The organism is Marihabitans asiaticum (assembly GCF_007828725.1).
In the GTDB taxonomy this organism is placed as follows: Bacteria; Actinomycetota; Actinomycetes; order Actinomycetales; family Dermatophilaceae; genus Marihabitans; species Marihabitans asiaticum.
This window is the reverse complement of record NZ_VIUW01000002.1, coordinates 180,056-205,684: the sequence shown is the minus strand read 5'-3', so window position 1 is coordinate 205,684 and position 25,629 is coordinate 180,056. Positions and strand designations below refer to the sequence as shown.

General features: G+C 71.8%; 27 protein-coding genes. 18 read left to right on the top strand and 9 right to left on the bottom strand.

Going from position 1 to position 25,629, the window contains the following annotated elements:
* The first annotated feature begins 2 nt into the window (after positions 1-2).
* The 3 genes from FB557_RS05490 (at position 3) to FB557_RS05480 (ending at position 2,514) form a co-directional block, all read left to right on the top strand.
* Positions 3-1,181, top strand: a complete 1,179-nt coding sequence (locus FB557_RS05490) for a cystathionine gamma-synthase (RefSeq protein WP_144856429.1) — start codon at positions 3-5, stop codon at positions 1,179-1,181.
* A gap of 101 nt (positions 1,182-1,282) precedes the next feature.
* Positions 1,283-2,218 carry a Bax inhibitor-1/YccA family protein gene (locus FB557_RS05485; RefSeq protein ID WP_144856427.1) on the top strand — a complete coding sequence of 312 codons (936 nt, stop codon included), beginning with the start codon at positions 1,283-1,285 and terminating at the stop codon, positions 2,216-2,218.
* 8 nt (positions 2,219-2,226) lie between these two features.
* Entirely contained in the window at positions 2,227-2,514 is a 288-nt protein-coding gene (locus FB557_RS05480) for a hypothetical protein (RefSeq protein WP_144856425.1), read from the top strand.
* A gap of 77 nt (positions 2,515-2,591) precedes the next feature.
* On the opposite strand, the gene FB557_RS05475 is transcribed toward FB557_RS05480, so the two are convergent.
* On the bottom strand, positions 2,592-3,581 hold the full coding sequence (locus FB557_RS05475; RefSeq protein ID WP_144856423.1) for an SGNH/GDSL hydrolase family protein: 990 nt from the start codon (positions 3,579-3,581) through the stop codon (positions 2,592-2,594).
* A gap of 126 nt (positions 3,582-3,707) precedes the next feature.
* On the opposite strand from FB557_RS05475, the gene FB557_RS05470 reads away from it, so the two are divergent.
* Positions 3,708-5,720, top strand: a complete 2,013-nt coding sequence (locus FB557_RS05470) for an NADPH-dependent 2,4-dienoyl-CoA reductase (protein WP_144856421.1) — start codon at positions 3,708-3,710, stop codon at positions 5,718-5,720.
* Positions 5,717-6,208, top strand: a complete 492-nt coding sequence (locus FB557_RS05465) for a DnaJ family domain-containing protein (protein ID WP_144856419.1) — start codon at positions 5,717-5,719, stop codon at positions 6,206-6,208. The genes FB557_RS05470 and FB557_RS05465 overlap by 4 nt, the downstream gene beginning before the upstream one ends.
* On the opposite strand, the gene FB557_RS05460 is transcribed toward FB557_RS05465, so the two are convergent.
* The 6 genes from FB557_RS05460 to FB557_RS05435 all read right to left on the bottom strand — a co-directional run bounded on the left by FB557_RS05460 (position 6,205) and on the right by FB557_RS05435 (position 9,296).
* Positions 6,205-6,570, bottom strand: a complete 366-nt coding sequence (locus tag FB557_RS05460) for a VOC family protein (protein ID WP_144856417.1) — start codon at positions 6,568-6,570, stop codon at positions 6,205-6,207. The two genes, FB557_RS05465 and FB557_RS05460, sit on opposite strands and share 4 nt — an antisense overlap.
* Before the next feature lie 87 nt (positions 6,571-6,657).
* Complete coding sequence (locus FB557_RS05455; protein ID WP_144856415.1) at positions 6,658-7,083, bottom strand: type II toxin-antitoxin system VapC family toxin; 426 nt, start codon at positions 7,081-7,083, stop codon at positions 6,658-6,660.
* Positions 7,080-7,316 carry a type II toxin-antitoxin system Phd/YefM family antitoxin gene (locus tag FB557_RS05450; protein ID WP_246074476.1) on the bottom strand — a complete coding sequence of 79 codons (237 nt, stop codon included), beginning with the start codon at positions 7,314-7,316 and terminating at the stop codon, positions 7,080-7,082. The genes FB557_RS05455 and FB557_RS05450 overlap by 4 nt, the downstream gene beginning before the upstream one ends.
* Before the next feature lie 14 nt (positions 7,317-7,330).
* Positions 7,331-8,020, bottom strand: a complete 690-nt coding sequence (gene msrA, locus FB557_RS05445; RefSeq protein WP_246074577.1) for a peptide-methionine (S)-S-oxide reductase MsrA — start codon at positions 8,018-8,020, stop codon at positions 7,331-7,333.
* A 108-nt stretch (positions 8,021-8,128) separates the two neighbouring features.
* Positions 8,129-8,620 (bottom strand): transcription elongation factor GreA, encoded by a 492-nt coding sequence (gene greA / locus FB557_RS05440; protein WP_144856411.1) that lies wholly within the window; start codon positions 8,618-8,620, stop codon positions 8,129-8,131.
* A gap of 292 nt (positions 8,621-8,912) precedes the next feature.
* A complete protein-coding gene (locus tag FB557_RS05435) occupies positions 8,913-9,296 on the bottom strand; it encodes a DUF4307 domain-containing protein (RefSeq protein ID WP_170236205.1) in 384 nt (127 codons plus the stop codon).
* A 78-nt stretch (positions 9,297-9,374) separates the two neighbouring features.
* On the opposite strand from FB557_RS05435, the gene mca reads away from it, so the two are divergent.
* Complete coding sequence (gene mca / locus FB557_RS05430; RefSeq protein WP_144857100.1) at positions 9,375-10,298, top strand: mycothiol conjugate amidase Mca; 924 nt, start codon at positions 9,375-9,377, stop codon at positions 10,296-10,298.
* Between the two features lie 182 nt (positions 10,299-10,480).
* Here the strand turns inward: mca and trhA are convergent, their stop codons facing one another.
* A complete protein-coding gene (gene trhA / locus FB557_RS05425) occupies positions 10,481-11,251 on the bottom strand; it encodes a PAQR family membrane homeostasis protein TrhA (RefSeq protein ID WP_144856407.1) in 771 nt (256 codons plus the stop codon).
* A 159-nt stretch (positions 11,252-11,410) separates the two neighbouring features.
* Here trhA and FB557_RS05420 point away from each other — a divergent pair, with 159 nt between their 5' ends.
* From FB557_RS05420 to FB557_RS05410, 3 genes are all read left to right on the top strand, one after another.
* On the top strand, positions 11,411-12,166 hold the full coding sequence (locus FB557_RS05420) for an isoprenyl transferase (protein WP_144856405.1): 756 nt from the start codon (positions 11,411-11,413) through the stop codon (positions 12,164-12,166).
* 283 nt (positions 12,167-12,449) lie between these two features.
* Positions 12,450-13,808, top strand: coding sequence for an RNA 5'-3' helicase PhoH2 (gene phoH2, locus FB557_RS05415; RefSeq protein WP_144857099.1), 1,359 nt, complete (start codon positions 12,450-12,452; stop codon positions 13,806-13,808).
* A gap of 408 nt (positions 13,809-14,216) precedes the next feature.
* Positions 14,217-14,975 (top strand): aggregation-promoting factor C-terminal-like domain-containing protein, encoded by a 759-nt coding sequence (locus FB557_RS05410; RefSeq protein WP_144856403.1) that lies wholly within the window; start codon positions 14,217-14,219, stop codon positions 14,973-14,975.
* A gap of 5 nt (positions 14,976-14,980) precedes the next feature.
* Here FB557_RS05410 and coaA read toward each other — a convergent pair whose 3' ends face one another.
* Positions 14,981-15,928: a type I pantothenate kinase gene (coaA, locus tag FB557_RS05405; protein WP_144856388.1), complete on the bottom strand. Its 948-nt coding sequence runs from the start codon at positions 15,926-15,928 to the stop codon at positions 14,981-14,983.
* A 105-nt stretch (positions 15,929-16,033) separates the two neighbouring features.
* Here coaA and glmS point away from each other — a divergent pair, with 105 nt between their 5' ends.
* From glmS to tsaD, 9 genes are read left to right on the top strand one after another with little or no spacing between them, the layout of a single operon-like run.
* Positions 16,034-17,893, top strand: coding sequence for a glutamine--fructose-6-phosphate transaminase (isomerizing) (gene glmS, locus FB557_RS05400; RefSeq protein ID WP_144856386.1), 1,860 nt, complete (start codon positions 16,034-16,036; stop codon positions 17,891-17,893).
* Between the two features lie 30 nt (positions 17,894-17,923).
* Positions 17,924-19,393, top strand: a complete 1,470-nt coding sequence (locus FB557_RS05395; protein ID WP_144856384.1) for an NAD(P)H-hydrate dehydratase — start codon at positions 17,924-17,926, stop codon at positions 19,391-19,393.
* Positions 19,390-20,223 (top strand): GNAT family N-acetyltransferase, encoded by an 834-nt coding sequence (locus FB557_RS05390; RefSeq protein WP_246074475.1) that lies wholly within the window; start codon positions 19,390-19,392, stop codon positions 20,221-20,223. The genes FB557_RS05395 and FB557_RS05390 overlap by 4 nt, the downstream gene beginning before the upstream one ends.
* 47 nt (positions 20,224-20,270) lie before the next feature.
* Positions 20,271-21,452, top strand: coding sequence for an alanine racemase (alr, locus tag FB557_RS05385; protein WP_144856382.1), 1,182 nt, complete (start codon positions 20,271-20,273; stop codon positions 21,450-21,452).
* A complete protein-coding gene (locus FB557_RS05380) occupies positions 21,452-22,576 on the top strand; it encodes an alpha/beta fold hydrolase (RefSeq protein ID WP_144856380.1) in 1,125 nt (374 codons plus the stop codon). Before alr ends, FB557_RS05380 begins: the two co-directional genes overlap by 1 nt.
* Positions 22,573-23,076: a tRNA (adenosine(37)-N6)-threonylcarbamoyltransferase complex ATPase subunit type 1 TsaE gene (gene tsaE / locus FB557_RS05375; protein WP_144856378.1), complete on the top strand. Its 504-nt coding sequence runs from the start codon at positions 22,573-22,575 to the stop codon at positions 23,074-23,076. The genes FB557_RS05380 and tsaE overlap by 4 nt, the downstream gene beginning before the upstream one ends.
* Positions 23,076-23,795: a tRNA (adenosine(37)-N6)-threonylcarbamoyltransferase complex dimerization subunit type 1 TsaB gene (gene tsaB, locus FB557_RS05370; RefSeq protein WP_342778923.1), complete on the top strand. Its 720-nt coding sequence runs from the start codon at positions 23,076-23,078 to the stop codon at positions 23,793-23,795. The genes tsaE and tsaB overlap by 1 nt, the downstream gene beginning before the upstream one ends.
* Positions 23,792-24,337: a ribosomal protein S18-alanine N-acetyltransferase gene (gene rimI / locus FB557_RS05365; RefSeq protein ID WP_144856376.1), complete on the top strand. Its 546-nt coding sequence runs from the start codon at positions 23,792-23,794 to the stop codon at positions 24,335-24,337. The genes tsaB and rimI overlap by 4 nt, the downstream gene beginning before the upstream one ends.
* Positions 24,334-25,416, top strand: a complete 1,083-nt coding sequence (gene tsaD / locus FB557_RS05360; protein ID WP_144856374.1) for a tRNA (adenosine(37)-N6)-threonylcarbamoyltransferase complex transferase subunit TsaD — start codon at positions 24,334-24,336, stop codon at positions 25,414-25,416. The genes rimI and tsaD overlap by 4 nt, the downstream gene beginning before the upstream one ends.
* The last annotated feature ends 213 nt before the right edge of the window (positions 25,417-25,629 follow it).

The following is a 25,629-nucleotide window of genomic DNA, read 5'->3' as shown; positions in this document are numbered from 1 at the left end:
ACATGGGTGAGCGCAAGAACGCCGCCGACGCGCGCGCGAGCCAGGGCTTCTCCACCAGGGCGATCCACGCCGGCTACGAGCCGGACCCCCTGACCGGCGCGGTCAACGTGCCGATCTACGCCAGCTCCACCTTCGCCCAGGACGGCGTCGGCGGGCTGCGGGGCGGCTTCGAGTACGCCCGGACCGGCAACCCGACCCGGCAGGCCCTCGAGGGCAACGCCGCCTCCATCGAAGGGGGGACCTACGGCCGCGCCTTCGCCTCCGGCATGGCCGCGACCGACGCGCTGCTGCGGGCCTCCCTTCGCCCCGGGGACCACCTCGTCATCCCCGACGATGCCTATGGAGGCACCTTCCGGCTCATCGACAAGGTGTTCTCCCAGTGGGGGATCGAGCACACGCCGGCGCCGGTGGACGACCCCGAGGCGATCCGTGCGGCGATGCGGCCGCAGACCCGGCTGGTGTGGCTGGAGACCCCGACCAACCCGCTGCTGAACATCGGTGACATCGAGGCCGTGGCCGAGGTCGCCCACGCGGGAGGGGCGCGGCTGGTCGTCGACAACACCTTCGCCAGCCCGTACCTGCAGCAGCCGCTCAGCCTGGGCGCCGACGTCGTGCTGCACTCGGCGACGAAGTACCTCGGCGGGCACAGCGACGTCGTAGGCGGCCTGCTCGTCACCGACGACGAGGAGCTCGACGCCGACGTCGCCTTCTTGCAGAACGGGTCCGGCGGCGTGCCCGGGCCCTTCGACGCCTATCTCGTGATGCGCGGGATCAAGACCCTCGGCGTGCGGATGGAGCGGCACTGCGACAACGCCGAGGCCGTGGTAGACCTGCTCGCCGGGCGGCCCGAGGTGGCCACCGTGATCTACCCGGGCCTGCCCGAGCACCCGGGGCACGAGGTCGCGGCGCGCCAGATGCGCCGCTTCGGCGGGATGATCTCGATCCGGATGGCCGGTGGCCGGGCCGCAGCGGAGCGGCTGTGTGCCCGCACCGAGATCTTCACCCTGGCCGAGTCGCTGGGCGGCATCGAGGCGCTCATCGAGCACCCGGGCGCGATGACCCATGCCTCGACCGCCGGCTCGATGCTCGAGGTGCCCGACGACCTCGTGCGCCTCTCGGTGGGGATCGAGGACGCCGCCGACCTCATCGCCGACCTCGAGCAGGCGCTCGACGGCATCTAGGCGACCTCGGCCCCCGGCATACATCGGTATGGCGGGGCGTTGACGTGTGCGAACCCTAGAATGGGCTCGACCTACCCCGGACCCCAAGAAAGAGGCCCGAGATGACCAACCCGATCCTCAGCCGTGTCGAGGACGACGCCCGCAACGGCTACGTCGGCTTCCGTGACACCGCGTCCACCCCCCAGGGCGGGTTCCAGCAGACCCAGACCCAGGGCTACGGGCAGGCGCAGGGCTACGGCCAGACCGCCCCGCAGCCGGGCTACGGGCACCCCCAGCCCGGCTTCCCGCAGCAGGGCGGGCCGGTCGGCGGCTTCGGCGGTGACGGGGGTGGGGGCGGTCGCAGCGTCACCCTCGACGACGTCCTCATGAAGACGGGAGCGCTCTTCGCGCTGCTTCTCGCCGTCGCCGTGCCGAGCTGGCTGCTCACGCCGGCCATCGGCCCGGTGCTGTGGGGCGTCGGTCTCGTCGGGACCCTCGGCATCATGCTCTTCCTGATGTTCAAGAAGACGGTGAGCGTCCCGCTGATCATCGCCTTCACCGTCTTCGAGGGCATGTTCGTCGGCGCGATCAGCGCGACGTACTCCAACATCTTCGACAGCGCGGCGGGCGGCCAGACCGGCAGCATCTTCGAGGGCATCGTCGTCCAGGCGGTGCTGGCGACCGTGTGCGTCTTCGGCGCGATGCTCTTCCTCTACCGCAGCGGCCTGGTCAAGGTGACCCAGAAGTTCCGGGCCGTCGTCGGCATGATGACCCTCGGGTACTTCGTCTTCGCGCTGATCAACCTCGGCTACATGGTCTTCTTCGACGGCAGCCCCTTCGGCTTCGGCGGCACCGGCATCGTCGGCATCGGCATCTCGGTCTTCGCCACCGGCCTGGCCGCGGTCAACCTCATGCTCGACTTCGACTCGATCGACATGGCGATCCGCACCGGTGCGCCGGAGAAGTACTCCTGGCAGCTCGCCTTCGGCCTCATGGTCACCGTGGTGTGGCTCTACCTCGAGATCCTGCGACTGCTCGCCCGGCTGCGCAGCGAGTAACCCTCGACGTGCGCCCCTCGCCGGTCCCGCAGGACGTGGCGACCGAGCTCGACCGCGCGACCCGGCGGTGGCAGCAGCTGCCGCTGGATCGCGCGGTCGCTGCGTGTCCGGGGGTCCACGCCCTGCTGGCCGACCTCGTCGGCGAGCCGGTTCCCGACCTCGGCCCCGCGGTCGTCATCGACCAGCTGCGGGCGATCGTCTTCGAGATCTACGACGACCCAGGCGAAGGGAGGGTGCCGGACCTCGCCAACCGGCTCACCTCCCTTCGCCTCTCCTGGTCCCAATTATCGGGTTGAGGGGGTTCTTGCACCTTTACCCGACGACCAACCTCGGGTGAAGGTGATACAAGTCCCTGGACCCGATGACTGAGTCGTCAGGCGGAGGGTTCGGCGCTGCGGCGGCGCAGCATCGCCCAGCGGCCCCGCGGGCCGGTGTTGCGTCCCTCGACGGTCGCGCCGCTGACCTCGGTGCCGGGGGTGGCCACGGCGCGCCCGGCGGCGTCGGCGACCGATCCCACCCCTTCGCCGCGGGCCGCCTCCGGCTCGGTATCGGCCACCGCCCCGTCCGGCCAGGCGTCCAGCGCCGCCGCGACCGACGGCAGCAGGGCGCTGGCCACCCGGGCATACCCGGCCGCCGAGGGGTGGAAGCGGTCCTTGCTGAACATCTCGGCCGGGCTCGCCTCGAACTCCGGACCGAGCAGGTCACCCATCGACACGCTGCGTCCACCCGCCTCGACGACCGCGACGGTCTGCGCGGCGGCGAGCTCACGGCTCCACCGGCGCAGCAGCACGTTGAGGGGGAAGGGGATCGGCTCGACCGTCCCGAGGTCCGGGCAGGTCGCGACGACGACCGGGATGTCGAGGGTGCGCAGGTAGCGCACGGTGCGCTCGAGGTGCTTCACCGCGGTGGACCGGTCGATGCGGTGAGTCACGTCGTTGCCGCCGATGAGGATCACTGCGACATCGGCGTCGTCCACCCGGGCCAGCGCCCGCGAGAGCTGCGCGGGCAGGTCGCTGGACTCGGCGCCGATGACCGCCTCGTTGGTCAGCTGGACCGGGCGGCCCATGATCGCCGCCAGGCCGGTCGAGAGGATCGCCCCGATCGTCTGGTAGCGGGTCTCGGCCCCCAGGCCGGCAGCCGTGGAGTCCCCGAGGACCATGAGCTGGACCGGGGTACCGGGGGCTGCCCCGTACTGGCCGTCATCGTCCGGCGCCCCCTCGAAGGGATCTCCGACGAGCCACCGGGCGATCCGCCCTTCGGCCTGGATCAGGCCGTAGCCGAGCCCCGCGAGCGCACCGGCGGTGAGCCCGGCGGCTCCGGTCACCGTCGCCGTGCGCGCGGCAAGACGGGGGATGCGGCTCATCGTGCTCCTCGAGGTCGCGGTCGACGTAGGTCTGCTCCGATCGTGCCGCACGAGACCGGCTCCCGTGCGCACTACCTGGTCGGGCATGATCGTGATCATCATCTCGGCAGGACGACAGAAGGCATCATGACTGACTTCCCCCACCTCCTCGAGCCCCTCGACCTGGGCTTCACCACGCTGCGCAACCGCACGATCATGGGGTCGATGCACACCGGTCTGGAGGACCGGGCGCGCGACTTCGACCGGCTGGCAGCGTTCTTCGCGGAGCGGGCGAAGGGGGGAGCGGGCCTGATCGTCACCGGCGGCTTCTCGCCGAACATCGAGGGCAGCTTCTACCCGGGCGCCTCGAAGATGACGACCCGCCGGGAGGCCCGCCAGCACCGCCAGATCACCGAGGCGGTGCACGCCGAGGACGGCAAGATCGCCCTGCAGCTGCTGCACGCCGGGCGCTACTCCTACAGCCCGATCAAGGTGGCGCCGTCGAAGATCAAGAGCCCGATCACCCCCTTCGTCCCGCGGGCCCTCTCCGAGCGCGGGGTGCGTCGGCAGATCCGGGCCTACGGGCGCGGCGCCGAGCTGGCGCGCGAGGCCGGCTACGACGGCATCGAGATCATGGGCTCCGAGGGCTACTTCATCAACCAGTTCCTCGCGCCGCGCACCAACAAGCGCACCGACGGGTGGGGCGGCACGCCGGAGAACCGGCGCCGGATCGCCACCGAGATCGTGCGGACCGCGCGCGCGGCGGTCGGGGAGGACTTCATCATCCTCTACCGGCTCTCGATCCTCGACCTCGTCGAGGACGGGCAGACCTGGGAGGAGGTCGTCGCGCTGGCGAAGGAGATCGAGGCGGCCGGCGCCACGATCATCTCCACCGGCATCGGCTGGCACGAGGCGCGGGTGCCGACGATCGTCACCTCCGTGCCGCGCGGAGCCTTCGTCGACCAGGCGGCGCGGCTGCGCGAGCACGTGTCGGTGCCGGTGGTCACCTCGAACCGGATCAACATGCCGGCCCTGGCCGAGGAGATCCTGCGCGACGGCAAGGCCGACCTGATCCAGATGGCCCGCCCCTTCCTCGCCGACGCCGACTGGGTGGTCAAGGCCCAGGAGGGACGGGTCGAGGAGATCAACACCTGCATCGGCTGCAACCAGGCCTGCCTGGACCACACCTTCTCCCGCAAGACCGCCAGCTGCCTGGTCAACCCGCGCGCGGTGCACGAGACGAAGCTGACGATCGGCCCCACCCGCACGGTCAAGCATGTCGCGGTCGTCGGCGCCGGCCCGGCAGGCCTCGCGGCGGCGGTCACGGCGGCCGAGCGGGGCCACCGGGTCGAGCTCTTCGAGGCCGAGGCGGACATCGGCGGGCAGTTCTCGCTGGCGATGCGGATCCCGGGCAAGGAGGAGTTCGCCGAGACGATCCGCTACTTCCGCGGGCAGCTCGACCGGTGCGGGGTCAAGCTCCACCTCGGGGTGCGCGCCGATGTCGAGACGCTGGCCGACTTCGACGAGGTGGTGCTCGCCACCGGCGTCGAGCCACGGGTCCCGCAGATCGAGGGCATCGACCACCGAAGCGTGCTGACCTACCCGCAGGTGGTCCGGGGCGAGGTCGAGGTAGGCCGCCGGGTGGCGGTCATCGGTGCCGGCGGGATCGGGGTCGACGTCAGCGAGTTCCTCACGACGGGGGAGTCGCCGACCCTGGACCTCGAGCTGTGGGAGCGTGAGTGGGGCGTCGACGGTGAGGCCGACACCCGCGGCGGGCTGGTCCAGCGTGAGGTCGACCCGTCGCCGCGTCAGGTCACCCTGGTGCAGCGCAAGACGAGCAAGATCGGTGCCGGCCTGGGCAAGACGACCGGCTGGGTGCACCGCGCCGCGCTCAAGTCGAAGGGGGTCGAGCAGGTCACCGGAGCGACCTACGACCGGATCGACGACGCGGGTCTGCACGTGACCGTCGACGGGGAGTCCCGGGTGATCGAGGTCGACCACGTCGTCCTGTGCGCGGGTCAGGAGTCGGTGCGCGAGCTCGTCGAGCCGTTGGAGGCGAAGGGGGTGACCGTCACCGTGATCGGCGGTGCCGACGTCGCCGCCGAGCTCGACGCGAAGCGGGCGATCAAGCAGGGCACCGAGGTGGCTGCGGCGTTGTGAGCCCCGAGCGGCGCCAGCCGAGGTATGAGTCCTGGGTCGAGCGGCAGATCCGGGAGGCGGCCGAGCGCGGGGAGTTCGACGACCTGCCCGGTGCCGGCAAGCCATTGCGTGGCCTGGACGACCCGGATCCGGACTGGTGGGTGCGCCGCAAGATGGCTGCTGAGGGCATCGACGCCGCCGACGCCCTGCCCCCCGCGCTCGCGCTGCGACGGGAGCGTGCGGGCTACCCGGAGTCGTTGGTCGAGGTGACCCGCGAGGAGTCGGTCCGAGAGATCCTGCGCGACTACAACGCCCGGGTCCTCGAGGAGCGCCGCCGACCCACCTTCGGGCGTGCGTCGCCGATCCTTGCCCCGACGGTCGACGTGGCGGAGGTCGTCGAGCAGTGGCGGGCCCTGCGCGCAGCGCGGGCGGTGGAGGACCATCTTCCACCGGACCCGGCTGAGGGCTCGCCGGCACCCCGCTGCCGGTGGTGGCAGAGGTGGCGCTAGCCGACCTCGGTGGTGCCCTCGTAGAGACCGACGTGGTTGCCGTCGGGGTCGGCGAAGATCGCCCACCAGCTCGTGTCGGTGATCGGTGACTTCTCCATGATCACCGAGCCGCCGGACTCGGTGACCTTCGCCAGGATCTCCTCGATCGAGTCGACCTCGACGTAGCTGCGGGGCTGGGTGAATCCCTCACTGCGCGGCGCCAGGCCGCCACCGCTGACCTGGTTCGGTGCCTGCCACATCGGGTAGTCCTCGAAGCCGGGCGGGGCGGAGATCTGCCAGCCGAAGAGGCCGGAGTAGAAGCTCTTGGCGGCCTCGAGGTCGCTCACGGGGATGTCGATGTGGGTGATGTCGCCGTGCGGCATGCCGCGCTCCTGGGGTCCGATGGGTGTCGCACTCCCGACGTAGACCTGAACCGGCGGCCCTGACGTGGGAAAGCGTCGGCTAGCGGCTCAGCGCTGGCTGTCTGCGGGGAGGACCGGCCGCACCTGCAGCCGGTCGATGCCCGTGAAGTCCTTGGGATTCGCGGTGTAGAGGGGGAGGTCGTGGGCGAGCGCGACGGCCGCGATGAGGGCGTCGTAGGCACGGGCAGCGGGCTTGCGACCCGAGCCCCGTAGCGAGGCCGCCATGTGGCCGAACGCTCGAGCGGCGGCGGCGTCGAACGGGATGGGGTCGAAGTCTGCTTCGGCCTGCTGGAGGTGAGCCTGCCGGGCGGCGCGGGTCGGCTCGTCCCCCGCGACGAGCGGTCCGACCGACAGCTCGGCCAGGGTGATGGTGCAGATCGATGGATGGCTGGGAAGGGTGGCGGCGTCGAGGCGGGTCAGCTGGATGAGGGTAGAGGTGTCGAGCAGACCGGTCTGAGTCGGATGTGCGGTCACAGCGTCGAGTCGAGAACGTCGTCGAGGTCGGCGCGCAGTCGGACCGGGTCTACTTGCGGCAGGGAGCCGCGCCGCTCCACGAGCTCCTCGACCCGGGCAGGTGGTCTGCGGAGGGGGGTGATGGAGGCGACCGGCTCTCCATCACGGGTCACGGTCAGCGTCTCCCCCCGCGCCACGCGCTGCAGCACGGCCGCGCTGCGGTTGCGCAGGTCGCGCACCGGCACCTCGCTCATGGCCTAGGAGTGTATCACCGGTGATACAGGTCAGTCGGGGGCTCGACGTCGGTCTGAGCCGGCACCTCGTCCTGACGCACCAGGCCGACCTGGCAGGTGAGGCCGTTGGGCCCGTGGTTGCAGTAGCCGCCGGGGTTCGCGTCGAGGTACTGCTGGTGGTACGGCTCGGCGTAGTAGAAGCCGCCCACCGACGCCGCCGGCTTGAGCTCGGTCGTGATCGTGCCGTGCCCGTGCCGGGTCAGCTCGTCCTGGAAGGCGGCGGTGGTCGCCTCGACGGCCCGCTCCTGCTCCGGAGTGGTCCAGTAGACGGCCGAGCGGTACTGCGTGCCGACGTCGTTGCCTTGCCGGTTCGGGGTCGTCGGGTCGTGGTTCTCCCAGAACGCCTTGAGGATCTGCTCCGGCCCGGTCTGCGCCGGGTCGTAGGCGACGAGCACCGCCTCGGTGTGCCCGGTCTGGCCGGTGCAGGTCTCCTCGTACGTCGGGTGCGGGGTAAACCCACCCATGTAGCCCGCCGCCGTGCTCACCACGCCAGGCAGCTGCCACATGATCCGCTCGGCGCCCCAGAAGCAGCCCATCGCCACGTAGATCACCTCGGTGCCGTCGGGCCACGGGCCGTCCAGCGGAGTACCGAGGACGCGGTGGCGCTCAGGCAGGGCGAAGGGGGATTCAGCCCGGCCTGGGAGGGCCGAGTCGGCGTCGGGCATCGAGGGCATCGGTCGGAATCCGAACATGCTCGGGTCAACCCCGTGGGGCCCCCGAGGATTCCCCCGGCGCGGGCTGGCAGGCTCGAGCCCCTGGGGGGCTCTCGCACCTCAGCCGGAGTACGGCTTCGCCGAGACGATCTCGACCGTGATGTCCTTACCGTTCGGAGCCCCGTAGGTGGCGGTGTCGCCGGCCTTCTTGCCGTTGATGGCGCCGCCGAGGGGGGACTGCTCGGAGTACACGTCGAGGTCGGAGTCTCCGGCGATCTCACGGCTTCCGAGGAGGAAGGTCTCCTCCTCGCCGAACATCTTCACGGTGACGACCATGCCGGGCTCGACGACGCCGTCGTCCGGCGGCGCGTCGCCGACCGATGCCGTGTCGAGGATCTGGGTGAGCTGGCGGATCCGGGCCTCCATCTTGCCCTGCTCCTCCTTGGCCGCGTGGTAACCACCGTTCTCCTTGAGGTCTCCCTCTTCGCGGGCAGCCTCGATGCGCTTGGCGATCTCGACCCTGCCCGGACCGGAGAGCTGCTTCAGCTCGGCGGTGAGGCGGTCGTACGCCTCCTGGGTCAGGTACGAGGTCTGCGTGGCGGTCTCGCTCATCGGTGCTCCTCACGTGCGGCTGGGGTTGATCCTGCCGCGTCTTGTCGGTCCTCGCGTCGGTCGTCCTGGGGCATCGCTCGGCCCGGCCAAATGAAGAAGGCCCGGACCAAGTGGCCCAGACCAACGCGCTCGGTATTCACCCACCATAACGCGAAAGATGCGCGGCTGCCCAGCCTCGGCTGCTCCGGCCGCGCCTCCCCCTTCGCCCGCTCTACCCACCTATGGCGCGCGCTACCACGCAGTACTGGTCGTGATCACAGCCACTACTGCGTGGTAGCGGGCGAGTCCGGGGTTACTGCTCGCGGCAGCGTTCCACCGTGGCCGTCACGGCCTGCGTCGTGGTCCGGACCGTCACCCGCTGCCGGTCCGAGCGCTGCTCGCTCGCGGGGATCTCGACGTCACGCGAGCCGACGGTGGCGTACTGGCCGTCCAGCGCCTTGACATGGCAGGTGATCACGCTGCCGACCGGGCGATCGACGTCGAAGACCATCGTCACCTGCCGCTCCTCGAGCTCGAAGCCGATGTCGGTCGAGGAGACCGCGCCGCGGGTCATGGAGATGCCGAACCACACCGTCATCGCGACCGCGGCGAGCACTAGCACGCCCCCGACGACCCACCAGCGCGAGCGCGTGTCGCGCGGCGTGGTGCCGTCCTGCCCCTCGACGGCGGTGCTCATGGGCTGTCCTTCCTGGGTGAGACAATCAGAGTCCATCGTCCTACACCCGAGGAAGTGCCTGTGGAACCCCTTCGTCTGATGGCCGTGCACGCTCACCCCGACGACGAGTCGAGCAAGGGCGCGGCCACGACCGCGAAGTACGTCGCCGACGGCCACGAGGTCCTCGTCGTCTCGTGCACCGGCGGGGAGCGCGGCGACGTGCTCAACCCCGCGCTCAAGGACGACCCGCACATCCTGCGTGATCTCGCCCAGGTCCGCCGCGACGAGATGGCCGCGGCGCAGGCGATCCTCGGCGTCGAGCACACGTGGCTCGGTTTCGTCGACTCCGGCCTGCCCGAGGGTGACCCGCGCCCCCCGCTGCCGCCGGGCTGCTTCGCGCTCGAGGACGTCGACATCGCCGCCGAGGCGCTCGTCCGGGAGATCCGCCGCTTCCGCCCGCACGTGGTGACCACGTACGACGAGAACGGCGGCTACCCCCATCCGGACCACATCATGACCAACCGGGTCTCGGTCGCCGCCTTCGTGGCCGCCGGCGACCCGGAGCGCTACCCGCACGCAGGCGAGCCGTGGCAACCGCTCAAGCTCTACTACAACGCCGGCTTCCACCGGGAGCGGCTCGAGACGATGCACCGGGCGCTGACCGACCGGGGGCTGGACTCTCCCTTCGCCCAGTGGTTGGAGCGACGCAAGGACACCCCGGACCGACGCATCACCACCCGGGTCAGCTGCGCCGAGCACTTCGACAAGCGGGACGCCGCGCTGAAGGCGCACGCCACCCAGGTCGACCCGAACGGGCACTTCTTCGCGGTGCCCAACCAGGTGCAGGCCGAGGTGTGGCCGACCGAGGAGTACGAGCTGGCGATGTCCTACGTCCCCACGACCGACGACGAGGACGACCTCTTCGCCGGCATCGACCCGGCCACCGCCGACGAGCTCGCCACGAGCAGTCCCGAGCTGCTCAGGGACGACCGGATCGAGTCGACCCTGGGGGAGTGGCGATGACCGGCCCCAGCTCGGAGACCGGGCCCGGCTTCTGGGCCTTCGTCGCCTTCTTCTTCATGGCGATCATGCTCTGGATCATCCTGCGCAGCATGCTCGCCCGGCTGCGCCGGATCCGGCTCGCTGAGCAGGCCGAGCGGGATCGGACCCGCGCTGCCACGGTCGAGCAGGCTCGCCGCAGCGTCTCAGCTCCCCTGCGCGATCGGCCCGAAGAGCGCCAGCGCCGCCGCGACGAAGTGGGTCGCGAAGGCGAGGATGGTGAAGGCGTGGAAGATCTCGTGGAACCCGAACCACCGCGGTGACGGGTTGGGCCGCTTGAGGCCGTAGACGAGCGCCCCGATGGAGTAGAAGAGCCCGCCGAGGACGACGAGGCTCATGATGAGCAAGCCACCGTGGGTGAGCAACGGCCGGATGTAGAAGACGGCGACCCACCCGAGGGCGACATACACCGGCACGTACAGCCACCGCGGCGCGCCGATCCAGAACACGCGGAAGAGCACCCCGACGATCGCCCCGGACCAGACGATGGTCAGCAGGGTGATCGCCTGCTCGCGTGGGAGGAGGAGGGCGAAGGGGGTGTAGCTGCCGGCGATGATGAGGAAGATGTTCGCGTGGTCCCAGCGTCGTAGGACGGCGCTGAGCCGGTCGCCCCACCGCCCGCGGTGGTACACCGCCGAGGTGGTGAAGAGCAGACCGGCGGTGAGGGTGAAGACGAAGGCGGCGATCCGCCCTTCGCGCGTCGGCGCGGTGCTCATGAGGAGCATGCCTCCGACGAGGGCGAGGGGCGCCATGACAAGGTGCAGCCACCCGCGGAGGTGCGGCTTGACCGCGTCGACCAGCTCGTCGACCTGGTTCTGGACGTCGCTCGCGACGTCGTGCGCGCGTTCGCGCGCGTCGGTGGCGCGCTCGCGCACTGCGCGCGCGCGACCGCCACGTCGACGACCCTCGGCCTCCATGACCACGACGGTAGCCGACCGCAGGGGATCGAAGAAGCGCGGCGAAGCCCAGATCACAGCTCGTGCCCGCGGCCCGGCACCGCATGGCGTGCCGCGTGCGGCGCCGGCTCGGCGGTAGGTTTGACCCGGTCAATCCCTGGGCGAGGTGAGGAGACGTCGGTGCGCAACCCGCTGTATGCCGCCTACGAGTCGCTCCTGACCCGTGAGGTCGCCAAGGTCGGTGTCCCGCGGCACGTCGGGATGATCGTCGACGGCAACCGACGCTTCGCCAAGGCGCGAGGGGCGAAGGCGCATGACGGTCACCGCGCGGGTGCGGCCAACATCGGCAAGTTCCTCCGTTGGTGCGAGGAGGCGGGGGTCGAGGTGGTCACGCTGTGGCTGCTCTCGACGGACAACCTCCGGCGCTCGCAGGACGAGCTCCAACCGTTGCTGCGGATCATCGAGGGCGTGGTGAGCGACATCGCCGGCACCGGCCGATGGCGGGTGCACCCCACGGGCGCCCTCGAGCTGCTCCCGGTCGAGACCGCGGTCGCGCTGCGCCGCGCCGCCGAGGAGACCGCCGACGCCGAGGGGCTGCACGTCAACGTCGCCGTCGGCTACGGAGGGCGCCAGGAGATCGCCGACGCGGTCCGCTCCCTGCTTCGCCGGGCCGCAGAGGAGGGGGCCAGCCTCGAAGACGTGGCCCGGTCGGTGACGACCGAGAGCATCGCCGACCACCTCTACACCGCTGGTCAGCCCGACCCCGACCTCGTGATCCGCACGAGCGGTGAGCAGCGCCTCTCCGGCTTCCTCATGTGGCAGAGCGCGCACAGCGAGTTCTACTTCTGCGAGGCGTACTGGCCGGACTTTCGCAAGGTCGACCTGCTGCGGGCGCTTCGGGCCTACGGGGAGCGGCAGCGGCGCTACGGCGCCTGACTCTTGCGCCGACGTGAACATCGCACCGGCTGCCGGTGAACGTATCCGCGACACGCGCGCGGTGAGAGGTGGGCCACGGTCGGTCAGCACCTACTGTCCTGATCAGACGGGTCACCCGACGTGACTCGTCCGGGAGGCCCAAGGCATGGAGCTGATGCTTCGCACGACGGGCCGGTCCCGGCCCCGGTGGCAGCCGCCGGCCCGGTCCCGGCACCTCACCCGATACTGACGGCGCGTTCGCGCCGGGCGGCGCGGGCGCGCGGAGGAGACACCAGTGGCCACGATGACCCACCTCGCCCCGTCCGAGCGCCTCGCGACCGATCCGGTCCAGCTCCCCGAGCAGCACGAGGCCACCCGGACCTATGTGCTCGACACCTCCGTCCTCCTCTCCGACCCGCGCGCCCTCCTGCGCTTCAAGGAGAACGAGGTCGTCCTGCCGGTCGTCGTCATCACCGAGCTCGAGGCCAAGCGCCACCACCCCGAGCTGGGGTACTTCGCCCGCAGCGCGTTGCGGATGCTCGACGACCTGCGGGTCGAGGCCGGCCGGCTGGACGCGCCGATCGAGGTGGGAGACGACGGTGGCACGCTGCGCGTGGAGCTGAACAACACCGACCCGGACGTGCTGCCCGCCGGCTTCCGCCTCGGTGACAACGACACCCGGATCCTCGCCGTCGCCAAGCACCTCGCCGACGAGGGCAACCCCGTGACCATCGTCAGCAAGGACCTGCCGATGCGGGTCAAGGCCTCGGCGGTCGGTCTCGACGCGCAGGAGTATCGCGCCGAGCAGTCCAGCATCGACAGCGGGTGGACCGGGGTCACCGACCTGGACCTCTCGGCCGAGGAGGTCGACGAGCTCTACTCGCACGGGCGGATCACGCATGACGCCGCCCGCGACCTGCCCTGCCACACGGGGTGCAAGATCATCTCCTCCAGAGGTGGTGCCCTCGGGCGGGTGACGCCGGACCACCAGATCCGCCTCGTCCGCGGCGACCGCGACGCCTTCGGCCTGCACGGCCGCAGCGCGGAGCAGCGCATCGCCCTGGACCTGCTGCTCGACCCCGACGTCGGCATCGTCAGCCTGGGGGGCCGGGCCGGCACGGGCAAGAGCGCGCTGGCGCTGTGCGCCGGTCTGGAGGCGGTGATGGAGCGTCGTCAGCACCGCAAGGTCGTCGTCTTCCGCCCGCTCTACGCGGTGGGCGGTCAGGAGCTCGGCTACCTGCCGGGTACGGAGAACGAGAAGATGGGCCCGTGGGCGCAGGCGGTGCACGACACGCTCGGTGCGCTGGTCTCCTCCGAGGTGGTCGACGAGGTGATGGACCGCGACATGCTCGAGGTGCTCCCGCTGACCCACATCCGGGGCCGCTCGCTGCACGACGCCTTCGTCATCGTCGACGAGGCCCAGAGCCTGGAGCGCAACGTCCTGCTCACGGTGATGTCGCGGATCGGGCAGAACAGCAAGATCGTCCTCACCCATGACGTCGCGCAGCGAGACAACCTGCGCGTGGGTCGGCACGACGGGGTCGCCGCGGTGATCGACAAGCTCAAGGGTCACCCCCTCTTCGCTCACGTCACGCTCAACCGCAGCGAGCGCAGCCCGATCGCGGCCCTGGTGACCGATCTGCTCGAGGGTGCCGAGCTCTAGCCGGGACGTGACTCGCGGGTACGACGACACGAGTGGCCGCGCCGGCGCGAGGGCGACGGCGGGTCGGGCGGCGGGACGCCCCCCGGACAGTGACTTCTGTCGTTCGGCCAGCGGCGAAGGGGGGAGCGCGGCACCTCCCGCCAGCGGCGAAAGGGGCGGCAGCACCTCCGGTGAGCGGCGAAGGGGTGAGGGTGAGCTCGCAAAGGGGGGCCCGGCGCGAGTCGGTGAGGGGCAGCGCGGGTCGGTGAGGTCAGCGCGAGTTGGCGCGCCGGTCTCCCTTCGCTAAGATCTCGATTCGGTAACGGCGCCCGCTCTGCCGCGGCAGGGTGGGCGTCATCATGCCCGTGACCATCGCGCCCGGCGACCATCACCCCTTCGCGATCGGGCGGGCGCGACGAGGAGACCGAGTTGACCTACGTACCCCGGCACGGCGCCGCCCGCCGAGGCCGCGCCCGCGCGACCCTCTCCGCTGCCCGCAAGCCGCTCGTCGGCACCGGTGTGGCCGCCGCCCTCATCGCCTCCGTCGGAGCGGCGGTGACGACGAGCACCGAGCCCGCTACGGCCGCCCAGACGGCGACCGGCCGAGGCGTCCCTGCGGGCGATGCCCTCGCCGCGCTCGACCTGCGTGGCGCCGACGAGGAGACGAGCCGAGAGGCGAGCGCAGAGACCGACCGCCTCTCCGAGCAGCGCCGCGATGCCGCCGCCAGCCGGGCGGCCAGCCGTGAGCGGGAGCGGCGGGACGAGGCGGCCAGCGCGAAGGCGGCGCAGGAGCGCAAGGAGCGCGAGGCCAAGGAGCGCAAGGCCAAGGAGGCCCGCGAGAAGAAGGCGCGGGAGAAGAAGCAGGACCTGGCCGCCGCCCAGCGTGACCCGCAGGGTGTGGCCCGCTCGGTCATGGGCGAGTACGGCTTCGGCGCCGACCAGTGGCAGTGCCTGCAGACCCTGTGGATGGGCGAGAGCGACTGGCGCTGGGACGCGCGCAACCCGAGCTCGGGCGCCTACGGGATCCCGCAGTCGCTGCCCGCGTCCAAGATGGCCAGCGCCGGGTCGGACTGGGAGACCAACCCCGAGACCCAGATCCGCTGGGGTCTGAACTACATCAAGCTGTCCTACGGCTCACCGTGCTCGGCACTGAGCTTCTGGAACAGCAACAACCCGCACTGGTACTGACCGGCTCACAGCTTGCGCAGCCGGATCCGGCGCACCTCGTGGTCGCGGTCCTTGGAGAGCACGAGGCTGGCCCGCCCCCGGGTGGGCAGGACGTTGTCGACGAGGTTCGGCTCGTTGATCGAGGACCAGATGTCCAGGGCCGTCTCCCGCGCCTCGTCGTCGGAGAGCCCCGCGTAGCGGTGGAAGTAGCTGTCCGGGTCGGCGAACGAGGTCTGGCGCAGCCGGAGGAATCGCTCGACGTACCACCGTCGGATGTCCTCGAGGTGGGCGTCGACGTAGACCGAGAAGTCGAAGAAGTCCGCCACTGCGAGGCCGCTGCGACCGTCGCCGCGGGTCATCGACGGCTGCAGCACGTTGAGCCCCTCGACGATGAGCACGTCGGGCTGGCGCACGGCCACGTGCTCGCCGGGGACGATGTCGTAGGTGTGGTGGGAGTAGACCGGGGCGTGCACCTCCGGGTGCCCTGACTTCACCGCGGTCATGAAGCGCAGCAGCCCGCGCCGGTCGTAGGACTCGGGGAACCCCTTGCGCTGGAGCAGCCCCCGCTCGCGCAGCACCGCGTTGGGCAGGAGGAACCCGTCTGTGGTGACCAGGTCGACCCGCGGGGTGTCCGGCCAGCGGCACATCAGCTCGCGCAGGATGCGCGCGGTCGTGGACTTGCCGACGGCGACCGACCCGGCGACGCCGATGACGAAGGGGGACTTGGGCGGGTTCTCGCCGAGGAACTCCGAGGTGACCCGGTGCAGCGAGGTGGTCCCCGCGACGTAGAAGGTGAGCAGCCGGGAGAGGGGGAGATAGACCTCCTCGACCTCGTCGAGGTCGATCGGGTCACCCAGACCGCGCAGCCGCCCCAGGTCCTCCGCGTCGAGGCTCAGCGGATGGTTCTCGCGCAGGCGAGCCCAGTCCGAGCGGTCGAGCTCGACGTACGGCGACGGTGCAGACACGCCAGACATCCTGCCCCAGGGCGCGAAGGGGGGAGAGGCTCCCCCTTCGCGTCGGTCGGCTCAGGTCAACCGAGGTGCGCCGACCGGTGGCCGGCGCCGGATACTCTCTACGCCATGTGTGGAATCGTCGGATACGTCGGGTCGCAGCCCTCCTCGAGGGCGCTTGATGTCGTGATGGAGGGGCTCTCCCGCCTGGAGTATCGGGGCTATGACTCGGCCGGGGTTGCGCTGGTCGACGGCGACTCGGTCTTCACCGAGAAGCGCGCCGGCAAGCTGGCCAACCTCGTCAGCGCGCTCGGGTCCGGGAGCGCCCCCGAGGCCAAGACCGCGATCGGTCACACCCGGTGGGCGACCCACGGCGGCCCGACCGACGCCAACGCGCACCCGCACCGCGGCGGTGCCGACGGCAAGCTGGCCGTGGTCCACAACGGGATCATCGAGAACTTCCACGCGCTGAAGAACGAGCTCGTCCAGCAGGGGGTCTCCTTCACCTCCGAGACCGACACCGAGGTCTCCGCGCACCTGCTCTCCGAGGCCTTCGCCGAGGCGCGGAACCTCACCGAGGCGATGCGTCTCGTCGTCAACAGGCTCGAGGGGGCCTTCACCCTCCTCGCCGTGCACGCCGACGACCCGGACACCGTCGTCGCCGCTCGCCGCAACAGCCCGCTCGTCGTCGGCCTCGGCGAGGGCGAGAACTTCCTCGGCTCGGACGTCGCCGCCTTCATCGGGCACACCAAGCACGCCGTCGAGCTCGAGCAGGACCAGATCGTGACGATCACGCCCGAGCGCTACTCGATCATCGGCTTCGACGGGACGCCCGCCCAGGGCAAGGACTACGAGGTCACCTGGGACGCAGCCGCCGCGGAGAAGGGCGGCTACGAGACCTTCATGGAGAAGGAGATCCACGAGCAGCCGCACGCCGTGCGCGACACCCTCCTCGGGCGCACCGACGAGGATGGGCAGCTCATCCTCGACGACATGCGGATCAGCGAGGAGGAGCTGGCCGCGGTCGACCGCATCTACGTCGTCGCCTGCGGCACCGCCTCCTACGCCGGAATGACCGCGAAGTACGCGATCGAGCACTGGACCCGGATCCCGGTCGAGGTCTCCCTCGCCCACGAGTTCCGCTACTGCGACCCGATCGTCGACGAGCGCACCCTCGTCGTCTCGATCAGCCAGTCCGGCGAGACGATGGACACCCTCATGGCGGTCAAGCACGCCCGCGAGCTCGGCGCGCGGACCCTGTCGATCTGCAACACCCACGGCAGCACCATCCCGCGCGAGTCCGACGCCGTGCTCTACACCCACGCCGGCCCCGAGATCGCGGTCGCCTCGACCAAGGCCTTCGTCGCCCAGATCACGGCGTGCTTCGTCCTGGGTCTCTACCTCGCCCAGCTGCGGGGCGAGACCTACGCCGACGACGCCAAGCAGGTCATGGCCGAGCTGCACGGCGTCCCGGACAAGCTCGAGAGCCTGCTCGGCACCATGGACCGGGTCGAGGAGATCGCGCGCTTCATGGCCGACTCGCGCGCGGTGCTCTTCCTCGGCCGGCACGTCGGCTACCCGATCGCGATGGAGGGTGCGCTGAAGCTCAAGGAGCTCGCGTACATCCACGCCGAAGGCTTCGCCGCGGGCGAGCTCAAGCACGGCCCGATCGCGCTCATCGAGCCGGGCCAGCCGGTCTTCGTCGTCGTGCCCGGCCCGGACACCCCGCACGAGCTGCACAAGAAGGTCGTCTCGAACATCCAGGAGATCCGCGCTCGCGGTGCCCGCACCCTGGTCATCGCCGAGGAGGGAGACGAGGACGTCGTGCCCTTCGCCGACGAGGTGATCCGGGTGCCGCACACCTCGCCGCTGCTCCAGCCGCTGCTCACCGTCGTCCCGCTCCAGGTCTTCGCCCTGCACCTCTCGACGGCGAAGGGGTTGGACGTGGACCAGCCGCGCAACCTGGCCAAGTCGGTCACGGTCGAGTAGTCACCCTGGCGGGGCCGGTACCGTCGAGATGTGATCGCGGGATACAGCGCAGACCAGATCAGGGACGCCGAGGCCAGCGAGCCCGACCTCCTCGAGAGCGGCGAGCTGATGCAGCGGGCGGCGAAGGGGGTGGCGAAGGTCGCGCGGGCCCGGCTGTGGGAGCGGGGCGCGAGCAGGGTCGTCGCGCTCGTCGGCCCAGGCAACAACGGAGCCGACGCGCTGTGGGCGATCAGCCGGCTGGCCAAGAAGGGCTTCGTCGCGAGCGCCGTCGTCCACGACACGAGCGTCAACGAGGGCCAGCGCGCGGCCGAGGCCGCGGCGCTCGCGCGGGGAGCGCGGGTCATCGACGGTACGAGCCCTGACGCGCTCGACGCCATCGCCGGTGCCGAGGTCGTGCTCGACGGGATCACCGGCCTCGGCGGTCGCCCTGGCCTGCCCCCCTTCGCCGAGCACTGGGTGGACGCGATCTACGCCGGCGCCTACGTCATCGCCGTCGACACCCCCTCCGGCCAGCCGGTCGGAGGGGGTGAGGTGCGCGGCGACGCGGTCTTCGCCGACGAGACGGTCACCTTCATCGCGCCCAAGCCGGTGCACCTGCTCCCGCCGACCGCGGCCGCGGCTGGGTTGCTCACGGTCGTCGACATCGGGGTGGCGCCGACCGGCACGCCCGACCTGGCCTCGCTCACCCCCGACGACGTGCCCGATCTCTGGCCCGTGCCGGGTCCGGGCGACGACAAGTACCGCCGCGGGGTGCTGGGTGTGGTCGCCGGCGGTGAGCAGTACACCGGTGCCGCGCTGCTCTCGACGACCGCCGCGGTGAGCGCAGGCGCGGGGATGGTTCGCTACGTCGGCACCCCGACGCCGGAGTCGCTCGTGCGGTCGAGCGTGCCCGAGGTCGTGCACGGCCCCGGGCGGGTGCAGGCCTGGGTGATCGGGCCGGGCCTGGATCCGTCGAGCCGGGCGAAGGGGGCCAAGGCGCAGCTCGACGTCGCCCGGGACGCCCTCGCGTCGGACCTGCCGGTCCTGCTCGACGCCGGCGGGCTGGACCTGCTCCGGGACCGCCGGGAGGCCCCTACCCTCCTGACCCCCCACGCGGGAGAGGCCGCGCGGATGCTCGGGCGGCTGACCGGGCGGGAGGTGCCCCGCGAGGAGGTCGAGCGGGACCCGGCGGGTGCGGCCCGTGAGCTGGCGGGTGAGACCGGTGCGACGGTGCTGCTCAAGGGCGCGAGCACGGTGCTCGTCCCACCCGAGGGGCAGGTCCTCGTGCAGTCGACCGCGCCGAGCTGGCTGGCCACGGCGGGCACCGGCGACGTGCTCGCCGGTGTCGTCGGCGTCCTGCTGGCCTCCGGCCTCGAACCATCGCTTGCCGGTGCTCTCGGGACGCTCGTCCACGGCGAAGCCGCCCGCGACGCCAACCCCGGCGGCCCGGTCCGGGCGCTCGCCGTCGCCGAGGAAGTCGGTCCCGCCGTCGCCCGGCTGCTGGCAGCATCGCCCCGGTGACCGACACCCCTTCGCCCCACCCCGTCGCTCCCGCCCCGGCGACCGCCGATGAGCTGCTCGAGGTCTACGACACCCACCTGCGCGAAGGCGAGATGCTCTCCGCCGATAGCGTGGCGCAGGTCGGGCCGGTGCTCGTCGGTCGCTACGGCAGGTCCCGCGGCTTCATCAGCTACCGCGACCTCGGGGGGCTGGACGCCTCGGGCATCGCCGACCTCGTCGCAGAGGTCGTGGCTCCGCTGCAGGCCGACCCGGACATCCACGTGGTCGAGTGGAAGACGCGTGGCCACGACCACGCGCCGGGCCTGGAGGACGCGCTGCGTCGCCACGGGCTGGAACCGCAGCCGGTCGAGTCGGTGATGCTCGGCGAGGCGTCCGGTCTGATCGGTCCTCTCCCACCCGAGGGGGTCACGGTGCGTCGCGTCGAGGACGAAGGGGGCGTACGCGCCGCCGAGGCGTGCGCGCACTCGGTCTTCGGCGGGCCGGAGGAGGACGCCCGGCGGATCGCCGACGAGCTCGTCCGCCGGATCGTCTCCGGCCGGGGAGACATGCAGATGTGGGTCGCCGAGGCCGGTGGCGAGGTGATCTGCGCCGGTCGGCTCGAGGTCGTCGCCGACAGCGGCGTCGCGGGGATCTGGGGCGGGGCGACCAGGCCGGCGTGGCGGCGCCGTGGTGTCTACCGGGCGCTCACCGCGGCCCGGGCGGCCTCGGCGATCGACCAGGGTGTGCGCTACATCCACTCCGACTCCACCGAGGGCTCCCGGCCGATCCTCGAGCGGTCCGGGCTGGTCTGCGTGACGACCACCACGCCACATGAGTGGCGCCGCCCCTGAGCGGCATGAGCGATGTCGCGAGGCGCCCGTCCTAGGATGGAGGCACCATGACGAGCCCCCCTCACGACCCCCCTTCGCCCGGGGTCACTCCCTGGTACGGGACGAGCCGGGCGAGCATCGACCTCGACGCCATCAGCGACAACGTCCGCGAGCTCGACCGGCGGGCCGGCGACGCGTCGGTCATGGCCGTCATCAAGGCGGACGCCTACGGTCACGGGCTCGTCCCCTCCGCCCGTGCGGCGCTCGCCGGCGGTGCTCGCTACCTCGCCGTCGCCCAGCTCGCGGAGGCGGTCTCGCTCCGGCGGGCCGGGGTCGACGCCCCGTTGCTCACCTGGCTCTTCGCCCCCGGTGACGACCTCACCGAGGCGGTCGAGCGAGACATCACCCTCTCTGCTGGTGCGTCGTGGGCGATCGAGGCCATCGGCGCCGCCGCCTCGGCGACCGGGCGGACCGTGCGCGTCCACCTCAAGGTCGACACCGGGCTCGGGCGGGGTGGCTCCTGGGGCGACGGGCTCGACCAGGTGCTCCGCCGTGCCGCGGCTCTCCAGGCAGAGGGAGCGGTGGAGGTCGAGGGCATCTGGTCCCACTTCGCCTGGGCCGACGCGCCCGCGCACCCCACGGTACGGGCCCAGCAGGAGACCTTCGAGGAGATCTGCGAGCAGGCCCGCCGGATCGGGCTGGCTCCCCCCCTTCGCCACCTGGCCAACTCCGCGGCCACCCTGACCAACCCCTCGGCCGCCTACGACATGGTCCGCCCCGGCCTCTCGGTCTTCGGCCTGTCCCCGGTGCCCGACCTCGGCAGCCCGGAGGACTTCGGGCTGCGCGAGGCGATGCGGCTCACCGCGCGGCTGGTCAACGTCAAACCCGCGCCCGCCGGGCAGGGCGTCAGCTACGGGCACGAGTACGTCACCGAGACCGACACGACCCTCGGCCTGGTCCCGCTCGGGTACTCCGACGGCGTGCCCCGGCACGCCGGCAACGCCGGCCCGATCAGCGTCAACGGGACGTGGCACACCGTCGCAGGGAGGGTGTGCATGGACCAGCTCGTCCTCGATCTCGGGGCATCGAGCACCGCTGCTGCCGGTGACGAGGTGGTGCTCTTCGGCAGGGGGGTCGACGGTGAGCCCACCGCCCAGGACTGGGCCGAGGCGGCCGGGACGATCAGCTACGAGATCGTCACCCGGCTCGGGGCCCGGGTACCCCGCGAGTACGTCGGGGGTGAGGCGTGATGCCGTCGCGGCGCACGACCATCGCCACCGGGATCGCCGGTGCCGGCGCTGCGGCCGGTGCCGGGGCGCTCTTCGCCCAGGCCCGCAAGCGCGACGACGGCGAGGACCTCGCACATCCTGACGGGACGCACCCCTGGGGGTACAGCCCGGACCAGGTCTCCTCGGCCATCGCCGATGACGGCACCGTGCTTCACGTCGAGATCGACGAGCCGAAGGGGTCGACCCGCAAGGGCAGACCGACCGTCGTCCTCAGCCACGGCTTCACCCTCGACCTCACCGCCTGGACCGCGCTGCGGCGGGCCCTCGTGCTCGCCGGGTACCGAGTCGTCACCTACGACCAGCGCAACCACGGGCTCTCGAGCCACGGCGCGCTCGAGCACTGCACGATCGAGCAGCTGGGGCGTGACCTGCGCAGCGTCATCGACGCCCACGTCCCGGAGGGGCCGCTCGTGCTCGTCGGGCACTCGATGGGTGGGATGACGATCATGAGCTTCACCGGTCATTACCCCGAGCTCGTCGCCGACCGCGTCCGCGCCGTCGCCCTCGTCTCGACCAGCGCCGGGGGGATGGGGGTCGTGAGCGTCGGGCTGGGCAAGGTGGTCGACGCGCTCATCGTGCGGCTCGGGCCAGGTCTGCTGCGTCAGATCGGCAGCCGGCGCGGTGCGTGGGGGGCCCTGCGACGGGTGGGCCGGGACGCCGAGCGTGCCTCGGTCCAGCGCTACGGGTTCGGTCGTAAGGCCGACCCAGAGACCCTCGACTACTTCTCCGACGTCATCTTCTCCACCCCGCTGGAGACCATCGCCGCGCTCCTGCCGCATCTCGACGACCTCGACGTGCGGGACGCCCTGCCCGGGTTGGCTCAGACCGAGGTGCTCGTCCTCGGCGGCAGCAGAGACCAGCTCACCCCGCCCTCGCACAGCGACAAGATCGTCGAGCTCGTCCCGCACAGCGTCCACGTCGTCGTGCCTCGGGCGGGACACCTCCTGCCGATGGAGCGACCCGACGTCGTCGAGAGCGCGGTCCTCGCCCTGATCGAGCGGGGTGTCGCCGCCACCGGGTCTGCGGGCTCAGCGGGCCAGCGCCGGGCACGCGGTGACGCGGTGGACGAGGAGGCCAAGGCGTGAGACCGCTGCTCGCGACCGCAGAAGACACGCGCGCGCTCGGACACCGGATCGGGCGGCTGCTCGCGGCCGGGGACCTCGTCGTCCTCACCGGCGGACTGGGCGCCGGCAAGACGACGCTCACCCAGGGGATCGGTGAAGGACTGGGTGTCCGCGGTCCGGTGACCTCGCCCACCTTCGTCATCGCCCGCGTCCACCCCAGCCTCGTCGGCGGCCCCGCTCTGGTGCACGTCGACGCCTACCGTCTCGGCGGCAGCGCCGAGCTCGACGACCTCGACCTCGACACCGACCTCGCTGAGAGCGTGACCGTCGTCGAGTGGGGTGCGGGACTGGCCGAGGACCTCGCCGAGGACCGGCTGGAGATCACGCTCGAGGCAGACCCGGCCGACGAGACCCGTCGGCTGAGCGTGGTGGGGTACGGGTCGTTCACCGGCGCACGGATGGCTCAGCTGCACGCGGCGCTGGCGCTCACGGAACGGACCGACCAGGAGGCGACTCGCTGATGCTGCTCGCGCTGGACACCTCGACCTCGGCGATCACCGTGGCCGTCCTCGGGCTCGACGGGGGACTGCTTGCCGAGCAGACGGTGATCGACCCGCGCGCCACCACCGAGCAGCTCGCCCCGCTCATCGAGCGCGCGCTGCGCGAGGCCGATGCCACTCCTGGGGACATCACGCTCGTCGCCGTCGGCACCGGACCGGGTCCCTTCACCGGGCTGCGCGTCGGCATCGTCACCGGACGGTCCTTCGCCCATGCCCGGTCCATCCCGGTGCTCGGCGTCCCCTCGCACGACGCGATGGCGCAGCAGTGGTTCTTCGGCGGGGCAGAGGGCACGGTGCTGGTCGCCACCGACGCTCGCCGCAAGGAGGTCTACACCAGCGTCTACGACCGGGTGGCACCCGAGGACGAGGACCACCTCATCTGGGCGCGCACCGCCGGGCCGGAGGTGCGCCGACCCCAGGACCTGCCCGAGCACTGGCGCGGGCTCCCGACGCTCGGCCGCGGCCCCCACCTCTACCCCGACCACCTGCCGCAGTCCGTCGGCCCGCTCGACGTCTCCGCGGCCGCGCTCGGCGGCGTCGCCCTCGCCCGCTACCACGTCGGCGAGGACCAGCCGACCGAGCCGCTCTACCTGCGCCGCCCGGACGCCGCCGACCCGGGCCGCCCCGCGTCGACCCTGCGGGGCGAGGGTGGCCCTCCGGCGCCGAAGGGCCGGCCATGACCCCTTCGCCTCCGACCCTCCGCTGGCGGCCGGTGTCCTGGCGTGACGTCCCGCGCCTGGTCCGGCTCGAGCGGGAGATCTACCCCGACGACGCGTGGAGCGCGGCCTCGTGGTGGGGCGAGCTCGCCGCCCGCCCGCGGCGCGAGTACCTCCTCGTCGAGGACGAGCACGACGTCGTCGGCTATGCGGGGATGGATCACGCCGGCGAGGTGAGCGACGTCATGACGATCGCGGTGTCGCCGCAGCTTCGAGGGTGCGGCCTGGGCCGGCGGCTGCTCGACGAGCTCGTCCGGCGCAGCGCGGCGGCGGGCGCGCAGCGGATGCTGCTCGAGGTCCGCGCCGACAACGACGCGGCCCGCGCTCTGTATGCACGGGCAGGCTTCGAGCTGCTGCAGACACGACGCGGGTACTACCCGGGTGGGGTCGATGCGCTGGTGCTCGGGCTGGATCTGGGGGACCCTTCGAGGCTCGGGTCGCAGGCGGTGCTCGCACCTCAGGGGACGTCGGGCCGGTCGGGGAGCGGCGAGGAGGGGGCCGGGTGAGCGAGTCCACGCCCCTGGTCCTCGGCATCGAGACCTCCTGCGACGAGACCGGTGTCGGGATCGTCCACGGAACCGAGCTGCTCGTCGACGCCGTCGCCAGCTCGGTCGAGGAGCATGCCCGCTTCGGCGGGGTGGTGCCCGAGGTCGCGAGCCGCGCCCACCTCGAGGCGATGGTGCCGACGATCGAGCGAGCCTGTCGCGAGGCGGGGGTGGCGTTGGCCGACCTCGACGGCATCGCGGTCACGTCCGGACCCGGGCTCGCCGGCGCGCTCATGGTCGGTGTCGCCTCGGCCAAGGCGCTCTCCCTCGCGCTCGGCGTACCCCTCTACGGGGTCAACCACCTCGCCAGCCACGTCGCCGTCGACATCGTCGAGCACGGCCCGCTGCCCGAGCCGACCATGGCGCTGCTCGTCTCCGGCGGGCACTCCTCGCTGCTGCTCGTCCCCGACGTCACCCACGACATCCGCAGCCTCGGCGCGAGCATCGACGACGCCGCGGGCGAAGCCTTCGACAAGGTGGCGCGGGTGCTCGGCCTGCCCTTCCCCGGTGGGCCGCACATCGACCGGGCTGCCCAGGTCGGGCAGATCACCATCGACTTCCCCCGCGGCCTGACCAGCGGACGGGACATGGAGCGGCACCGCTTCGACTTCTCCTTCAGCGGCCTGAAGACCGCCGTCTCGCGGTGGGTGGAGCAGCAGCAGCGGGACGGCCGTGACCTGCCGGTCGCCGATGTCGCCGCGTCCTTCCAGGAGGCGGTGGTCGACGTGCTCACCCGCAAGGCCGTCCTCGCCTGCACCGAGCACGACGTCGCGGCGCTCCAGGTCGGCGGGGGAGTGGCGGCCAACTCGCGCTTGAGGGCCATGGCCCAGGAGCGCTGCGAGGCGGCCGGGATCGCCCTGCGGGTGCCCCGGCCAGGGTTGTGCACCGACAACGGCGCGATGGTCGCCAGCCTTGGCGCCCAGATGATGCTCAAGGCACGCCCGGTGAGCGCTCTCGACCTGCCGGCCGACTCCTCCATGCCGGTCACCGACGTCCAGTCGGGGCTGCCGGTCACGGTGGACCACGACCACCCGCACTGACCGCCGGCCCCACCCCCTTCGCCCGCCAGAGCCCGCCCACCGAGGTCTCGGCGAGGTCACGATCTTGACCAATTCTTGAAGGTCGCGGTGCCCGCATGGTGTGGTGGGGGGATCTGCCACCCGTCGCGCACGAGGACGTGCTGCGGGTCAGCTGCCTGATCGTTCGTCACCTCGCGCTGGCCAGGACCGCGGTGGCCCACCGTCCCGAGACAT

Excerpts from the sequence above, each read along its gene's own strand:
- greA (WP_144856411.1), bottom strand. The coding sequence starts at position 8,620 with ATGAGCGAGACCGCCACGCAGACCTCGTACCTGACCCAGGAGGCGTAC.
- FB557_RS05485 (WP_144856427.1), top strand. The coding sequence starts at position 1,283 with ATGACCAACCCGATCCTCAGCCGTGTCGAGGACGACGCCCGCAACGGC.
- FB557_RS05490 (WP_144856429.1), top strand. The coding sequence starts at position 3 with ATGGGTGAGCGCAAGAACGCCGCCGACGCGCGCGCGAGCCAGGGCTTC.
- mca (WP_144857100.1), top strand. The coding sequence starts at position 9,375 with ATGGCCGTGCACGCTCACCCCGACGACGAGTCGAGCAAGGGCGCGGCC.
- rimI (WP_144856376.1), top strand. The coding sequence starts at position 23,792 with ATGACCCCTTCGCCTCCGACCCTCCGCTGGCGGCCGGTGTCCTGGCGT.
- FB557_RS05435 (WP_170236205.1), bottom strand. The coding sequence starts at position 9,296 with ATGAGCACCGCCGTCGAGGGGCAGGACGGCACCACGCCGCGCGACACG.
- glmS (WP_144856386.1), top strand. The coding sequence starts at position 16,034 with ATGTGTGGAATCGTCGGATACGTCGGGTCGCAGCCCTCCTCGAGGGCG.
- trhA (WP_144856407.1), bottom strand. The coding sequence starts at position 11,251 with ATGGAGGCCGAGGGTCGTCGACGTGGCGGTCGCGCGCGCGCAGTGCGC.
- coaA (WP_144856388.1), bottom strand. The coding sequence starts at position 15,928 with ATGTCTGGCGTGTCTGCACCGTCGCCGTACGTCGAGCTCGACCGCTCG.
- phoH2 (WP_144857099.1), top strand. The coding sequence starts at position 12,450 with ATGACCCACCTCGCCCCGTCCGAGCGCCTCGCGACCGATCCGGTCCAG.
- FB557_RS05475 (WP_144856423.1), bottom strand. The coding sequence starts at position 3,581 with ATGAGCCGCATCCCCCGTCTTGCCGCGCGCACGGCGACGGTGACCGGA.
- msrA (WP_246074577.1), bottom strand. The coding sequence starts at position 8,020 with ATGCCCGACGCCGACTCGGCCCTCCCAGGCCGGGCTGAATCCCCCTTC.
- FB557_RS05450 (WP_246074476.1), bottom strand. The coding sequence starts at position 7,316 with ATGAGCGAGGTGCCGGTGCGCGACCTGCGCAACCGCAGCGCGGCCGTG.
- FB557_RS05470 (WP_144856421.1), top strand. The coding sequence starts at position 3,708 with ATGACTGACTTCCCCCACCTCCTCGAGCCCCTCGACCTGGGCTTCACC.
- alr (WP_144856382.1), top strand. The coding sequence starts at position 20,271 with ATGACGAGCCCCCCTCACGACCCCCCTTCGCCCGGGGTCACTCCCTGG.
- FB557_RS05380 (WP_144856380.1), top strand. The coding sequence starts at position 21,452 with ATGCCGTCGCGGCGCACGACCATCGCCACCGGGATCGCCGGTGCCGGC.
- FB557_RS05460 (WP_144856417.1), bottom strand. The coding sequence starts at position 6,570 with ATGCCGCACGGCGACATCACCCACATCGACATCCCCGTGAGCGACCTC.
- tsaB (WP_342778923.1), top strand. The coding sequence starts at position 23,076 with ATGCTGCTCGCGCTGGACACCTCGACCTCGGCGATCACCGTGGCCGTC.